Raw genomic sequence first — 15,353 nt, 5'->3', positions numbered from 1 at the left:
TAGAAGTAGAGTCCACTATATAGACTAAATTAGTAAAATCATGAAACTTTCCAGCGATTTGAAGCGTAATGAAAGTAACGACTCTGTTTTGAGGTGATGAAATGAAGGCTATAAGTAAATTGCTGCTCCTCTGTATGATTCCAATTCTATTGTCCTCCTGCTTACATAACGGGGAAAGTCCTCAACTGACCTCTGATTCGGATCTGAAGCCTCCAGTCGAAATAACAATTGAAGAGGCAGAAGCCAAGATCCCATTTGACATTAAAGAACCGTCAGTTCCATTCCAAACGACTGAAAAATCGATAAGGATTCTAGCTACCAATGATCCATATGATGCTGTAGAAATTACGTATGCCAATACAGACCAAGGATTGAACCTGATTATGATGATCACCAACTCAAAGGTTAAAACGTCTCCCCATGGAAAGAAAAGGCAAAAACTAGCGGACGGTTCGCAAACCTGGGATCAGGGAAACGATCATATCAGTGCCATTTACTGGAGGAATGAGGGGTTAACATACTCTCTGGTTGCAGGCAAAAATAACAACCTCGAACCCTTATATGATTACAAAACATTAATTGAAATAGCTGATACAATCCAATAATTGAGTAAGTTCCATTCATGATGCTAACGGGAGATTCTTATAGTCAAAATCAAAAAAATGTACAAGTAATGTTTGAGATCCTCTTTCAATGGGGTAAATATAGATATGGCTCCTAATTAGGCCACAGAATATAAAGACCCATTTGGTTTAATTGCGAAGCATCTGGCTTCCTCAAACCAATATGAAGTAGGGATCCCTTGAAGGAGGATGTTCAATCATGAAATCCAACGGAAAAATGGCTCAACTTACGGCAACCCCAAGAACTGAAAAGAAAGGTGCAGCCTTGCGCCTGTTGAGACAGGGCGGACGAGTTCCGGCTGTCGTGTATGGCCCGGGACAAGATGGCGCCCCAATACATGTAGATGAAAAAGAAATGCTGAAGGTAGCGCGCACAGGACGCTCTGAAATGTTCAACCTCAATGTAGAGGGTGGCAAAACAGTTCCAGTGTTGATCAAGGATCAACAGGAACGTAACGGACGTCTGTTGCATGTAGACTTTCTGCAGATTTCTAAGAATAAACCAATCAGTGTAAGTGTAACTCTTGATTTCCAAGGTACTGCTGCTGGCTCGAAAGCAGGCGGCGTATTCCAGACACAGGAAACTCAGTTGGAGGTCGAAGGATTGCCTGCTGACCTGCCTACTTCTATCGAGGTAGATGTAAGTGGACTGGAGATCGGTGATCGTCTAACGGCTGCCGATATCAAATTGGATAAAGGCTTGACGCTAATTACGTCCCCTGATTCCATTATCGCTTCCGTAATGCCGCCACAAGCGGTCGAGGAAGAGCCTACGGCTTCTGCAGATGAAGCAGAACCAGCGGCTGAAGAAGAGAAGTCTACAGAAGAATAAGCAAGGTATATAATCCTGCGGGATTCTAACCTTACTCAAGCCCAGTCCATTGGACTGGGCTATTCTTAGTTGTTAAGACAGGAGAGTAAGATGCATGGATGAACAATCCTTAGCAGAATGACAAGATGTAGTTCATGAACGGTTGAAACGAGGGGTTGTAACGCATCAGAGTGCTTGTGCGTTTATAATATAGGTACGGCTAAATATAGGTTAAGTTGAAGGAAAAGAAGGTAGGTATGTATCATGTTTGATCCGACTGTATTTGATAATCTGAAAGTAGGCTTCGAAAATACGCTCTATGACCTTGATAATTTAGATGAGCTCATTCTGATCACGGATCGTCGAGATCGCCTAGAGATGGCGAGCATGTCCAGAGAGTTTGTATTGCAATTCAGTTTACGTGCACATCCTGAAGTGACCGGAGAAGTGGTGTTAAGCAGTTCTCTTGAAGCCATTGCTGCTGAAATATTGGAAAAGCCAGATGGGGTGCCCGGCTGCCGGCTGCAACTTCGGTTTGCTATGAAGATTGTACAGCCTGATCCAGATTGTGAGAGAATACGTGCAATATTACAGCAGAGCTGGCCGCAGCAGAGTATAATCCTGAAGCTCCAGTACGTGTATGAAGAGGAACCGAGGATATATTTTGTCTCCGCTGAAGTCTATTTTGACCGTAATGTGAACGAGGAACAGATGGGGGATATCCCAGAACTTGCTGAGCACATGATCGATGCTTTAACCCAATTGGTAGCGCTACATACCTCATAGGCTCAAGCCTTGTCTCTTGATCAAGAGACAAGGCTTTTTTGTGAAAATTAATATAGGTAATCAGACACAGGTAAAAGGGCTTTGAATTATTAATTTACGCAAGCAAGTAAGAGAATGTATATTGGAATAGCGTTATAAGTGCAAGAGAACTAGATGTTAGTGGTGAAATTGCGAAAGTGAATTGGGTCTAAAGATTTACCAGTGTACTAAAGGAACTAGTTTTCCTTGCCGATAAAGTATCGAAGGGGAGAAACTACATGACAGAGAAATTAATTCGTCTGCTACGTATACTTCAGGCTATACAAGCAAATCCCGGTATTACAGCCAAAGAATTGGCTGTAAAATGTAATACAACGGTACGCACAATATATCGTGACCTACGGATTTTGGACAGGGTTGCCCCTATAACAAATGAAGGTTATGGAAAAGGTTACCGTTTTATTGGGGGATTTTCCATGTATCCTCTTGATTTTACGGAAAAGGAAGCTATGGTTTTCTCCATGCTTCCATCTGTCGTGGATACCTCTAAGCTGCCTCTTGAATTCGATTCTGCGTTTGATAAAGTGATGTCTGCTCATTCCAGATCGAATGCAAAAAGCAGTGAAATTGTGGAAGATATTGCAGGTATTATTCGTATGGGCACTCCAGCCTATCGGGAAGAAAGTAAAGATCCCAATTTGTTAATTCCGATTATTGAAGCTATTCTTCATCAACAAACGATTCGAACGCAGTACCATACACTGACGAATAATGAAATCACAATTCGGGACATTGACCCCTATTATCTTATACCGCGTGATCAACGCTTTTATCTAATTGGTTATTGTCATTTGTTGCAAAAGGTGCGTCTATTTCGAATCAGTCGATTTCTTGACGTGGTTCGGATCAACAATCATTTTGACAAAAGTGATTTCAACATAACGCAGTACATGAAGCATACATGGTCTATTGACCGTGGGGACGAACATATCCATTTCAAAGTTAAATTTTCGGATAAAATAGCCCCTTACATAAAAGAAGAGGAGATGTTTGTTCGTCCTCGTATGACAGATACGCCCGATGGTGGGTTGTTATTCGAAGTGACGTTGAACAGCAGTCGTGAATTTCTGAAGTGGCTATATCAATTCGGGCCTCAAGCTGAAGTGCTAGAGCCCCGTGAATTCCGTAAGGAAATTCGTAATCAATTAACTCAATGGTTGAAGCATTATGATCGGGAAGCCTAAGTTCCCATGTGAACTGAAGAGAAAACGTAAAGGAGTATGATTCATGAGTAAAGAGTTATTCGCAGCCATGTATGGGATGGAACACTATCATGGTGTTGGGGCTTTGCATGTAGGAGACATGTTGTTTCTGGTCAAGGATCCTGATAATCGTAGGGATCAACATGCAATTAAAGTCGTCATTCCCCCGATTGGAACGGTAGGATACATTGTTAATGATCCCCGTCTGATTCCTCACGGCTGTTGGACAGGTTCGGACTTCTATGACATCTTCAGTCAACAGACCTGCGCAAAGGTAAGGTTTGCGATGAAGGACATGATTATCGTAGAGCTAATTGAGATTGTACAGGTTCCCGTTCCGCATATGGACACATTTATAACAGGCTGGCAATCACGAGAAAAGGCTTGATTTATCTCGCTTTTATTCGCGAATTAGCCGGGTATAGGCGGCTTCTAGATGTAATGCTGTACGCTCCCAGCTAAACTTTTGGATGGCGTGTGCTCTCCCGTTTTCGCCTAAGGAGCGAGCCAACGCTGGATTAACGGCTAGTTTATACAGAATTGTAGCAAAAGGCTCTGGCTCATGATATGGATGTATTAGATAACCATTATGCCCAGACTCAATGATCTCTCGTATACCTCCATTGTCTGAAGCAATTACCGGAATACCTGAGGCCATAGCTTCAACGTTCACCAGTCCAAAAGCTTCATGTTGCTGGGAGGGACACACAAGACAGTCCACAGCTCGGTATAAACGATCGATTCGTTTATGCGCAATCTGACCGCGAAAAGAAGCACGTACGTTCATTTTTTTGGCTAATTGTCGCAGTTTACGAACGTATTGGGGTGGCCCTTTACCTGCAATAATGAGTTTGACTGATATGTGTTGTTGTAGACGTGCTATTGCACGAATCAGGACATCAATCCCTTTGCCAGGGATGAGTCTACCAACATAGAGGACGCAGAAAGACTCTGATAGTTTAAACTCCGTTCGGAGATCTTGACGTTCAACCGCTGTAGCAGGCTTGAAGCGTTCGAGATCCACACCTAATGGAATAACGGACATGAGACTTGTTAATTGGGGGAATCGACGACTGAGGCGTTGTTTGAGTGAGAGGCTGTTGACAGCAATTAGATCAGCCTGTCGCATCAACGCGAGACGTGCTAATCCTGGCTGTGCGAACGTAAGAGAATGGAGGTAGAGGATCACAGGGATATGAGGAAGGTTTTGTTTGATGGCAGCCATGCAGCGTGGTCGATTGTCGACTTGAATCAGGTCAAACGTATGGTGTTTCAATAAACGTATAACAGCTTTGGTGTATTGCTCTGTATTGGTGGCAGGCAAACGCCGTATGGTCATTCCTTCAGTATATTCCGTTGTGGGCAGACCTTGCATTTCACGACTGATGATAGTAACTTCATGCCGGAGGGAGAGTTCGCGAGCGATACCTAAGATACAGATCTCGACTGATCCATTTCCAGGTACAGGAAGTTTTTCCGGTGCAACCATAGCGATTTTCATCAACCTGTCTCCTCCTTGTCCCTCCAGCGTAAACAATCTTCGTCATATCCTATGTGCAAATGAGGCTTTTGGTTCAAAAGCTTATGCCGTGGATAACATTCCCACTGAGTGCAGTTGGGAGTATGCCATGTTTAATGTGGTATACTGGTTGAATTCAATGGTATTGAATATGAGATAGTATTCAGGATAGGTATGAAGCCAGGAGGAAAGACATGTTACATTCAACAATGGGTCGCTTTCGATTGCTAATGTGGTTGCAGGGACTCTCTTATTTGTTATTGCTTTTTGTTGCTTTTCCATTGAAGAATGCCGGGATTATGCCGCAGGCTGTTACCTGGTTTGGTAATCTGTATGGTTTTCTTTTCTTGATGTATCTACTGATTGTGGTCAGCATGCATACTTCGCAAAAATGGCGTATACGCCGATCATTGGCGCTATTCTTCATTTCGTTTGTTCCGCTCGGGAATTTTGTATATGACTTTGTGGTTTTTCGAAAAATGGTTCGTTAAATAAAGCTTGACTTTAATTAACGTTATGAATATGATGAGAACAGGTTATTGAAGCCTGTTTCATCTAAAAACTACATATCCTGATGTTAAAGGGGAGTAGCTTTCACAGTAAAGTCGTCAATTCGGGATTTATCCCCGGCTTTATTGGCAGCAATTTGTTGTTAGCGAGACCTTTACCAAGTTTTTATGCTGGGTAAAGGTCTCTTTTTGTGGATAAAAAGGATCTTTACCAGCGATGGTAAAGGTCCTTTTTTTTGTACATCATAAGGATACTAAGGAGGAGTCAATTTTGGAGTTGTCATTATTATTGGAGTATGGGTGGGTGCTTGCCGTCTTAGTTGTCCTGGAGGGATTGCTGGCAGCAGATAATGCATTGGTGCTCGCGATCATGGTTAAACATCTACCAGATGATAAACGCAAAAAAGCGTTGTTTTACGGTTTGTTAGGAGCATTTATATTCCGTTTGGGATCGTTGTTCCTAATCTCGTTCCTCGTTGATGTGTGGCAGGTTCAAGCGATTGGTGCGCTGTACCTCTTGTACATCTCCATCAACCATATCGTCAAGAAGATATTAGGTAGTCGTAACAAAACCGATGAAGCTGCAGATCAGACACCGAAGAAACCGAAGAAACAAGCTGGCTTCTGGATGACGGTCTTCAAGGTAGAAGTGGCGGACATTGCATTTGCTGTAGACTCCATCTTGGCCGCTGTTGCACTAGCTGTTGCGTTGCCGCCAAGTGGATTAGCTCCAATTGGTGGTCTCGACGGCGGACAGTTTATCGTTATTTTCTTGGGAGGATTCATTGGTCTTGTGATCATGCGGTTTGCCGCTTCCTTCTTCGTTAAATTGCTGCATTCCCGTCCTGGTCTTGAAGTAGCTGCTTTTGTTATCGTAGGTTGGGTTGGGGTTAAACTTTCAGTTATCACACTTGCACACCCTTCTCTGGGCGTACTGGATGAGCATTTTCCAGAAAATAAAATTTGGAAATTCGGATTCTATATTGTCCTGATTGCGATTGCCGTTTGCGGCTGGTTCTTCTCTTCTAAAGTACCGGAAAAAGAGAACGAAAATCCGGTCGAAGAGTTGGAGCAACAAGTAGGAAAGTAAGCTTGAGTTTTCTTGAAATAACAAGTGAAATGGATAGGACAAAGGCAAGATTCGCTTACAGCGGGTCTTGCCTTTTTGTTATGCATCATGTTGACAAGATACGCGATTCTTTAGGGTACCCGATAGCAGCGCTTATTTTAATTTCCAAGAATAGGGTTGACACATGGAAAGAAATCCGCTTAATATTGTATATATCATTTACGAAGGGAGGTCGCGAGTCATGACGCTGGTCTACAATTGGAACTACACGCAACAGAAATTACAACACAACTCACACACAATTGCATATGCAGCTCATTGTCTCATCGGCCTCATACGGGCAACATAGGAGAAGGAGCGTATCTGTGAAGAGTCAGAATGACTCGGTATGGATAGGCTGTTCGCCGCTAATTTAGCGATGGAAACTAGAGTCGCAGCTTCTTCAAGCTGCAACTGTTTTCCATTATGGTGATGAAGAAGTCATGGGCATTCTGTCCATGGCTTCTTTTTTTGTGCCTTTTGCAGAAGAAGGACAACGAATCTGGATATTACAGCAATTTATGAAAATGTTTAAAACTTACGGATAAATGAAAGGAATAAACCAATTTTATGAATACACAACCTAATTTATTTGCGGATGCGAATGATTCCTTGGGCGGATACCGGCATGAGGTCAAGTTGCCGGCGGGGGATCTAACCGTATATGCCGCACAACAGCTATTCTCCTCTCTGGACTATAAAGTGTTCGAGATGGCCAATAACAATTTGCAGATCCCCGGAATTTCGTATATGAGCTATACACCTGACGTGCATGTCGGTGTTGGTACATGTATTGGAACAACAGCGGTATGGGATGCGACCAATGGGTATGTATCACCCTCGATTGTAGGCAGCGACATTGGCTGTGGCATGAGGGTGCATATGACCAATTTGCATAAAGATGATTTGAAAGATGTAAAATTGCGCCGAAAACTCGTTAAAGCGATTGAAAAGGTACTGCCTATGGAAGCGAACCAGCGGGGGCATTATTCTGACATTCGATTAGAGCACATTGTTCGCAAAGGATTACATGGATTACCGAAGAAATATATACCGGATGGCTATACCCCTAAGAAGTCCACGTCTGTTACCCATGTGGAGAGCAGTAAATTCACATTTGATGAAGAAGTGCTGAACCTTGTCCCAGATATGACATGGCATCGTTCCCACCGTCAGCTAGGTACGTTGGGCGGAGGGAATCATTTTGCCGAAATACAAGCGATTGAGATCGCCGAGGAGAATCGTGATATTGCTGAAGCATGGGGGTTAGTTGACGGACAAATTGTAGTGATGATCCATTCCGGCTCTCGCACTTGGGGAGGGCATATAAGTCAAACCAGTTCATCAGCAATCGCCAAAATGATGCAGCGAAACGGGCTCGGAACATCTGACCCAAGACTAGTCTTTGCCCCACTGGAGCATGCCGAGGGACGCCACTACGTGAATATGATGTATTCCGCACTAAACTACGCTGTGGTGAATCGTCACTTGATTGCTTACTCCATTCGTGAAGCCTTTCGTGAAGTGTTCGGATCCAAGTGCGAATTCCGTACACTGTATGATCTGATGCACAACTATGCTTGGGAAGAATCACATGCAGATCAAGGCTCGGTCTTCGTACATCGCAAAGGGGCAACACGTGCATTGCCAGCGCATCATCCTGATAATCCGAAGCCATATCTCGCCACTGGACACCCTGCGCTGATTCCAGGCTCCATGGGCACAGCTTCATATATCATGGTTGGTCAACCGCAAGGAGCAGATAACTTCTATTCCATCTGTCATGGTGCAGGGCGAATCCGTTCACGTAATGCAACGAAGCGTTTAGTCACTTTGGCGGATTTTGAACGCGCGCTGGGTGTAGGTACAGAGAATGAGATTGTTGTCAATCAGCGTTCACTAGAATCGATTATTGATGAATCACCACAGGCATATAAAAATGTTGATGAAATTATTGATAGTGTTACCGGCGCGGGACTGGCTCAAGTTGTTGCCAAATGTAAACCGCTTGCCGCTGTGAAGGGAGCTAAATAATGACAGTACACAAGGAACATGTGAAGCAAACGAATTCACCGAGAGCGATCTACGCCTTTGATGAGCATAATGATGGTCGAATTGAAGGATACTCAGCATATGCACGTCTCATTCGCGGCATTTCGGAGGCGCTCTATGAGCGATACGGAACTCAATATGAACTATTTGCGAGCGATGATCCCAATAGCGAATATTGGGATCTGCTGAGAGAGGATCTACGCACGGATAATCCTGAAGTAGAGATTGTGGCTCGAATTTTCGATGATTTGGAACTGCGCACATTACATTATGACGATGAGGGAGATGTGCCATCTTACGGCGTGCATTACTCCATCCGCAACAATGTATTTGTTTATCCAAGCTGGGGTGTGGCGCTTGTACGCATTCCTTTCTTCCGGGAAAATGGAATATATAACGAGGACTTTGTTTTTGCCATCGGAGAAGAAGAGCTGAAGCAATTTCTGGGCAGTGTACGTGAGCGTGAACGCCAGCAAAATATGAAAAAAGTAACGGTATACACTGACGCGCGCAATGGTAGTGACCGTCATTCAGAGTCGATTACTCGTTCAGTGACCAGAGATGAGGTGGTATTATCGCCTCAGATCAAACAAGATATTTTCCGCTCACTGGATCAATTCTTCGAAGCGGATCGCTCCTTCTATCGGGATTACGATATCCCTTACAAACGTGGAATTCTCCTCTATGGTCATCCGGGTAACGGTAAAACGACATTGGTGAAATCCATTGCGGGAAGCATTTCAGGGCCTGCTGCTTATTGGCAGATCACGGAGTACACGAATAGTGAATCGGTACGTGATGTGTTCGACGCGGCGAAGCGTTTAGCGCCGATGGTGCTGATTATTGAGGATATTGATTCCATGCCGGAGGAGGTGCGTTCATTTTTCTTGAACACGCTGGATGGCGCTACGTCCAAAGAAGGCATTTTCTTAATTGGGACAACGAATTATCCAGAAAAAATAGATCCGGGTCTGATGAACCGTGCCGGACGTTTCGACCGGGCGTACGAGATTCCAATGCCAGACGAGGCGCTGCGCCTGCAATATTTGCAGCAGCGGGGCTTCGCAGTGTTCGCTGGTGAGGAAGGCACGAAGGAAGCAGCGCGTTTGACGGATTCCTTTTCACTCGCACAGCTAGGAGAACTATATGTTAGTACAGCATTGGAATGGCATCAGAACGGAGAGGCAGATATGATGAAGATCATTCAAGCCATGCGTGGTGAATTGGACAAGAGCCACAAGCAGAATTGGATGACGCAGCCTGGAAAAGGACGTGCTGGATTTTATTGATCTGCCCGTATCCTGTTGGATAATGATGATCGGATAACGTCCAAAATATTATAAATCTCAAATGGTTATACTAAGGTTGTCTGGTAAGACATACAATGACTTTCGGGAGGTACAAAGCAGCTCTGCTGTGTAAGTAATCCGTTACCGGAAGTTATACCGAGAATGAATTCGATACCGTCGTGGGTAGCAGCCTAAAAATGAGTCTTATGGAAATAAGGTAATATACAACAAATTTCGTATAGGTGTTTAAATGCTTCCGTAGCGGTTAATAGTAGACAGACAACAACAAAAACTTTTAATTAGAGGTGAATGATATGGGTTGGTTATGGTCATTAATTATCGGTGGTATCATTGGATGGTTGGCAGGACTTATCGTTGGTCGTGACATTCCCGGCGGTGTAATTGGTAACATCGTAGCTGGTTTCATCGGTGGATGGTTAGGTGGAGTCATTCTGGGAGATATGGGTCCAGAAATGGGCGGATTCTTCATCGTACCGGCATTAATCGGTGCTATCGTACTGGTAGCCATCGTGAGCTTGATCTTCCGTTCTATGGGTCGTAGCCGCGGGTAACGATATTCGAGATAATGCGAATTCTTGCAAACACATATGAAGCTGTGTAGTGGGTAACGCAAGGGCTCGATCACATAACGGATGACTACGAAGAGGTTGATGGAAGTCCACATAAGTGGATTTCCATCAACCTCTTGTTTGTTATGTTATTTACTTCGATAGATGTATTTCTTATACTTTGCTTAGGGCGTGTTGCTTAATTAGAAAGGATGAGGTGGAGTGGAGAAAGCTACATTTGCTGGAGGTTGTTTCTGGTGTATGGTTACACCGTTTGAAGAGCAACCGGGCATACATGGTATCATATCCGGCTATGCCGGCGGTCACGTCGATAATCCAACATATGAACAGGTCAAAACGGGAGAGACGGGGCATGTCGAGGTGGTAGAAATCACATTTGATCCCGAGGTATTCCCTTATGAACGATTACTGGAGCTATATTGGCCTCAGATTGACCCTACTGATGATGGAGGGCAGTTCCAAGATCGAGGTTCACAGTACCGGACGGCTATTTTTGTGCATAATGAACGCCAACGTGAGCTTGCAGAACAATCCAAGCAGGCTGTAGCTTCTAGCGGTCGCTTCAGTCAACCGGTTGTAACGGAGATTCGGGATGCGGCAGTTTTCTATCCGGCAGAGGACTATCATCAAGACTATCATAAGAAAAACGAGAAGCATTACAAAGAAGATCGTGCGATATCTGGCCGTGATGAATTCATTGAAGAGAACTGGAAATAATGTCGTTGTGATCTGAAAGTGACGAATCTAAAAGGTAACGAAATGCGAAAATCCAGGGAGTTCCGGTTGGAACCCTCCTGGATTTTTGGTTTATCATATGATGAACTAGCTGTTACTTCATTATAAATGAAGCAGATCGAAAATAGATGTTTATAACCATTTACGTATTAATTGTTCGCTGTGTTTAGGACATATTTGGACAATGCCTCGTTCTTGAAGTTATAAATAATATCATTCGTATAGGTGGAGTAACCCTTCATATCTTCAGGAGATGAGGTGAATTCGTGAATGCTCTCCAAGGTAGTAGGATCAAGAATATAACCTGTGTTAACAAAATCAATTTTATAATTCCCATCCTGTGTATGTTCAACGACAGTTAATACATCTTGTTGATCCTTGAACATGCGCTCCGTTACCTTGCCTTTCATCGTATACAGCTCAAGCTTCTGTCCTGTAAACACGGTATATCCGTTACCTGCCGTTTGCACGAAAGCATTGCCAGCAATGGATCGACCCCAAGCGAGTTTACCATCTGAACCAAAGCCCATGAGTTTATTGCCTGTATTGTCGAAATTGGCACGCATAATGACTGAACCGTCCTCCAGAATAGCCAGCGATTCGCCACCACCGTCTCCGATCGTGTTAGCGTTGGTAGGGAATTGATAGAAGGAAAGACGATTCAACGTGAGATCATAAATTTCCAGCTTCGGATTCGCCGCTTGCTGCCAGTAGTTGCCTACTTTGGTCTGCTTGCTGGCATCTACAACGATGCGGTCATTACCAGCTTTTAGCACAGCCCCATTGATGGTTTTCGCTGTGATCAGCTTGCCCTTGGCGTCATAAAGTGAAATGGATGAACGAACAGAACCATTTGATAGTGGCCCCGTACTGGAAGCAATCATTAACGTGCCGTTATTCATTAGATATAAGTCAGATGGCGCGTTTACCGTTTTGACCCAGTTCGTTTTACCGGATGTATTGTAGGAATACACTTTTTTCGTTCCATCGGAATATTCCATGTATACATAGGCTGTTCCGTTATCGGCGTACAATGAATTGGAGTATGTAGTATAAGGGCCACTTTTCTCATGGAAAATAACATTCCATTTCAGTTTACCTGTTGTAGCATCCAGTGCCTGGAGTGAGTCCAGATTCCAATCCAGCGCCGTTTTACTGTTGATTTTGGTTACAGGCTGATAAGAGTGCACGTACACCAGATTTTTGGAGGGCACGGCGTGAATTTCCTTAATTCTAACGTCTTCCTGAGCGTTCACTTCAGAGAGCATGAGCGATGAGGAAGTCCAGGAAGGCTTGGTCAGCGCTTCCGTTGAAGTTGCTGCGTAGCTTGGTGTATTCATGCTGAAGAGGAGCACGCCGCTAAGTAAAAGGGCAGCCCATGTTTTGGTATTTCGTTTGCTAAGTGTATGCAAGTTATAAACCACCTTTCTTCGGTTCGAATAGAACCGATTGTTGAATTCTACCATTTATAGCAAGTTGAATTCAACCTAATGGGCTGTAACCTTTTATCAATATAAATAGGTAATTGTAGTTGTTTGCAGAATTTTGGCGGTTACAAGGAATTCATCTTCTTTCGGCCGAGGTGGAAGTCTGATATATTTAGTCCGGTGGCGAAGACGAATCATAGATTTGGCATCATTTTGATAAGTGCGTGTTCAAAAAGGTCGGTTTTCAGACTTTTTGAACAACCTATATAAGGGAATGGACAAGGAGAACAGACATGAATTGGAACGACAATTGGACCACCTGGGTCATCGGCTGTATCGCTGCATTACTCATATTTGTATGGATTATTCGCCGTATTATTGGGCGAGGGCAGCGCATACGCAGAGAAGCCAATCCCCGCAAAATTACAATTCGAGACATTGATAAAATGCAGGATGGATCGGAATTCGAGCTGTATCTATTTCACTTATTTCAACAGATGGGATATGACGAGGTGCACAAGACGACAAGCAGCCGAGATTTTGGAGCAGACCTCGTGTTTACGGACAGATTAGGTCGAAGAAATGTCATTCAAGCGAAGCGATATGGGGCTAACCATCCTGTAGGGCTAAGTGCTGTGCAGGAGATATTTACATCCATGCGTTATTATGAAGCGGATCGTTCTATTGTATTGACGTCGGCTAGATACACGGAGGCGTGTCGAACACTCGCTGCTGTGAATGGTGTAAAGTTACTGGATCGAGAGGATCTAATGGACTTAATTACTTTGTTCAAATCGAGAAGAATCGAAGAGGCGATGGAATTAATTGAGGAAGAGGATCACGAACCGATTGAAACATGGCAATCCCGGCAAAAGAAAGCGATCAAAGCAGCCAAATAAGAATTGGCTTCTTGTTTACAGAATAATAGTTAGTTGAATGTGTCGGTAAGATGTACTGCCTCAAGGCACTCATACCTTCACATTCAACTAATGCACATGGTATATTGGGGATATCCCAATTCAAGGAGTGTGTTGTCATCATGGCACGAACCCAAACACAAAAGGCATTACGCAAAGCAGAGCTTGCAGGACAATGGTGTTCAGAACAAAGCAGAAGAAATAACAAAGATTACGGTGCAATCTCGCAGCATGTTCGCATCATGCCTACGAAACAAGAGAAATTACAAAAGGTCAAACACAAGAAGCGGATCCAGGATGGTGGTGCTTCTTTTTATTTTGTCTTTGCTCGGTTGAGTTGTTGAAAAGTGATACAAAAAGGGAGAGCCACAAGACTCCCCTTAAAGTTAACGTATTATTTTCACAATTAGCGAAGGTGTGGAACCTCTACATTGGGATCAACGTCTGCTTCGTAATCTACGCCGTCAGTTTCGAAACCAAACAGTTGGAAGAACTCTTTACGATACCCTTCGAGATCAGACAAATCATAGATATTATCCGTAGTTAGCTCGTTCCAAATCTTCGCAACTTCCTCCTGCACGTCGCCCCTCATCTCCCAATCGTCAATACGAATGCGACCTTGTTCATCCGTTGGCACATCGCCACCTGCATATAGACGATCTGCGAAGAGACGTTGTAATTGCTCGATGCAGCCCTCATGCAATCCTTTTTCTTTCATGACTTTGTACAATGCGGAAATATACAACGGTACAACCGGAATAGCTGAGCTGGATTGAGTAACGAGTGCTTTGGCAACGGTAACGTAAGCACGTCCACCCGTAGTGCTCAAACGATCATTCAGCTTGTGCGCTGTCGCTTCCAAATGATCCTTCGCCTGACCGATGGAACCTTCACGGTAGATGGCTTGCGTAAGCTCTGGTCCGATGTAAGAGAACGCGATCGTTGTAGCATCATCAGCAAGTACGCCACCTTGTTGCAAGGCATCCATCCACAGTTCCCAGTCTTCTCCGCCCATGACGGTTACTGTTTGGCGAATTTCTTCTTCGCTAGCTGGCTCCAAGGTAACTGAACTAACTTCACCTGTATGGAAGTTGACCGTTTTGTTAGTGTACGATTGTCCAATCGGTTTCAGAACGGAATTGAACACTTCACCTGTATTTGGATCAACGCGGCGTGCGGAAGCTACGCTGTAAACAACGAGATCGACTTGACCGAATTCGCTACGAATCAATTCAACGGCTTTCTCTCTCGTTTCGTTTGCAAATGCGTCACCTGTAATGCTGTACGATTGAAGACCAGCTTGTTCGGCTGCTGTCTCAAAAGCGGCAGAATTATACCAACCTGCGGAAGCCGTACGTTTCTCTGTGGACGTGCTTGGGCGGTAAATACCGATTGTATTGGCACCTGCTCCGAAGGCAGAGACCACACGGGAAGCTAGTCCGTATCCGGTTGAAGCACCAATGACAAGCACATTGCGCGGGCCTTTAATTTCAGGTTGGGATTTTACATATTCAATCTGTTCCTGCACCTGTGCAGCACAGCCTACAGGATGGGAGGTTGTACAGATAAAACCACGTGTTCTTGGTTTAATAATCATATATTGGCATCCTTTCATGTTCAGCTCATATGTTACATACCTTCCTATTGTAAAACAATTGGCTCCGAAACGGAAACCGTTTGATTCATTTTTAGGAATAGTGTGGCAATCGGCGTTTGAGTTTGCGATGATAGTACATAACATGAAGA

General features: G+C 44.1%; 16 protein-coding genes. 13 read left to right on the top strand and 3 right to left on the bottom strand.

Annotated features, from left to right (window positions below):
- Positions 1–101: 101 nt before the first annotated feature.
- The 5 genes from MH215_RS04845 to MH215_RS04825 all read left to right on the top strand — a co-directional run bounded on the left by MH215_RS04845 (position 102) and on the right by MH215_RS04825 (position 3,849).
- Complete coding sequence (locus MH215_RS04845) at positions 102–605, top strand: hypothetical protein (RefSeq protein ID WP_239288606.1); 504 nt, start codon at positions 102–104, stop codon at positions 603–605.
- Positions 606–822: 217 nt separating this feature from the next.
- Positions 823–1,455 carry a 50S ribosomal protein L25 gene (locus MH215_RS04840; protein WP_239288605.1) on the top strand — a complete coding sequence of 211 codons (633 nt, stop codon included), beginning with the start codon at positions 823–825 and terminating at the stop codon, positions 1,453–1,455.
- Between the two features lie 243 nt (positions 1,456–1,698).
- Positions 1,699–2,220 (top strand): hypothetical protein, encoded by a 522-nt coding sequence (locus MH215_RS04835; protein ID WP_239288601.1) that lies wholly within the window; start codon positions 1,699–1,701, stop codon positions 2,218–2,220.
- 257 nt (positions 2,221–2,477) lie between these two features.
- The gene (locus tag MH215_RS04830) at positions 2,478–3,443 is read left to right on the top strand and encodes a helix-turn-helix transcriptional regulator (protein ID WP_239288600.1); all 966 of its coding nucleotides are present in this window, start codon (positions 2,478–2,480) and stop codon (positions 3,441–3,443) included.
- A 43-nt stretch (positions 3,444–3,486) separates the two neighbouring features.
- Entirely contained in the window at positions 3,487–3,849 is a 363-nt protein-coding gene (locus tag MH215_RS04825; protein WP_239288596.1) for an HIRAN domain-containing protein, read from the top strand.
- Between the two features lie 12 nt (positions 3,850–3,861).
- Here MH215_RS04825 and MH215_RS04820 read toward each other — a convergent pair whose 3' ends face one another.
- Positions 3,862–4,962, bottom strand: coding sequence for a glycosyltransferase family 4 protein (locus tag MH215_RS04820; RefSeq protein WP_239288700.1), 1,101 nt, complete (start codon positions 4,960–4,962; stop codon positions 3,862–3,864).
- A 212-nt stretch (positions 4,963–5,174) separates the two neighbouring features.
- Between MH215_RS04820 and MH215_RS04815 the strand changes: the two genes are divergently transcribed.
- From MH215_RS04815 to msrA, 6 genes are all read left to right on the top strand, one after another.
- Complete coding sequence (locus MH215_RS04815) at positions 5,175–5,471, top strand: DUF3817 domain-containing protein (protein ID WP_056701357.1); 297 nt, start codon at positions 5,175–5,177, stop codon at positions 5,469–5,471.
- 289 nt (positions 5,472–5,760) lie between these two features.
- A complete protein-coding gene (locus MH215_RS04810; RefSeq protein WP_239288595.1) occupies positions 5,761–6,579 on the top strand; it encodes a TerC family protein in 819 nt (272 codons plus the stop codon).
- Between the two features lie 588 nt (positions 6,580–7,167).
- Positions 7,168–8,631 (top strand): RtcB family protein, encoded by a 1,464-nt coding sequence (locus MH215_RS04805; RefSeq protein ID WP_239288594.1) that lies wholly within the window; start codon positions 7,168–7,170, stop codon positions 8,629–8,631.
- Positions 8,631–9,938, top strand: a complete 1,308-nt coding sequence (locus tag MH215_RS04800; RefSeq protein ID WP_239288593.1) for an AAA family ATPase — start codon at positions 8,631–8,633, stop codon at positions 9,936–9,938. Before MH215_RS04805 ends, MH215_RS04800 begins: the two co-directional genes overlap by 1 nt.
- Before the next feature lie 314 nt (positions 9,939–10,252).
- Positions 10,253–10,510 carry a GlsB/YeaQ/YmgE family stress response membrane protein gene (locus MH215_RS04795; protein ID WP_056701367.1) on the top strand — a complete coding sequence of 86 codons (258 nt, stop codon included), beginning with the start codon at positions 10,253–10,255 and terminating at the stop codon, positions 10,508–10,510.
- A 219-nt stretch (positions 10,511–10,729) separates the two neighbouring features.
- Positions 10,730–11,245 carry a peptide-methionine (S)-S-oxide reductase MsrA gene (msrA, locus tag MH215_RS04790; protein ID WP_239288591.1) on the top strand — a complete coding sequence of 172 codons (516 nt, stop codon included), beginning with the start codon at positions 10,730–10,732 and terminating at the stop codon, positions 11,243–11,245.
- Positions 11,246–11,412: 167 nt separating this feature from the next.
- Here msrA and MH215_RS04785 read toward each other — a convergent pair whose 3' ends face one another.
- Positions 11,413–12,675 (bottom strand): outer membrane protein assembly factor BamB family protein, encoded by a 1,263-nt coding sequence (locus tag MH215_RS04785; RefSeq protein ID WP_239288584.1) that lies wholly within the window; start codon positions 12,673–12,675, stop codon positions 11,413–11,415.
- Positions 12,676–12,983: 308 nt separating this feature from the next.
- Here MH215_RS04785 and MH215_RS04780 point away from each other — a divergent pair, with 308 nt between their 5' ends.
- Positions 12,984–13,589 carry a restriction endonuclease gene (locus MH215_RS04780; protein WP_239288583.1) on the top strand — a complete coding sequence of 202 codons (606 nt, stop codon included), beginning with the start codon at positions 12,984–12,986 and terminating at the stop codon, positions 13,587–13,589.
- Positions 13,590–13,729: 140 nt separating this feature from the next.
- Positions 13,730–13,951, top strand: coding sequence for a hypothetical protein (locus MH215_RS04775; RefSeq protein ID WP_056701374.1), 222 nt, complete (start codon positions 13,730–13,732; stop codon positions 13,949–13,951).
- 62 nt (positions 13,952–14,013) lie between these two features.
- Here MH215_RS04775 and fabV read toward each other — a convergent pair whose 3' ends face one another.
- The gene (gene fabV / locus MH215_RS04770; RefSeq protein WP_239288582.1) at positions 14,014–15,204 is read right to left on the bottom strand and encodes an enoyl-ACP reductase FabV; all 1,191 of its coding nucleotides are present in this window, start codon (positions 15,202–15,204) and stop codon (positions 14,014–14,016) included.
- Between the last annotated feature and the right edge of the window lie 149 nt (positions 15,205–15,353).

The sequence above is a fragment of the Paenibacillus sp. ACRSA genome (genome assembly GCF_022346845.1).
In the GTDB taxonomy this organism is placed as follows: domain Bacteria; phylum Bacillota; class Bacilli; order Paenibacillales; family Paenibacillaceae; genus Paenibacillus.
This window is presented reverse-complemented; position numbering and strand designations above follow the sequence as displayed.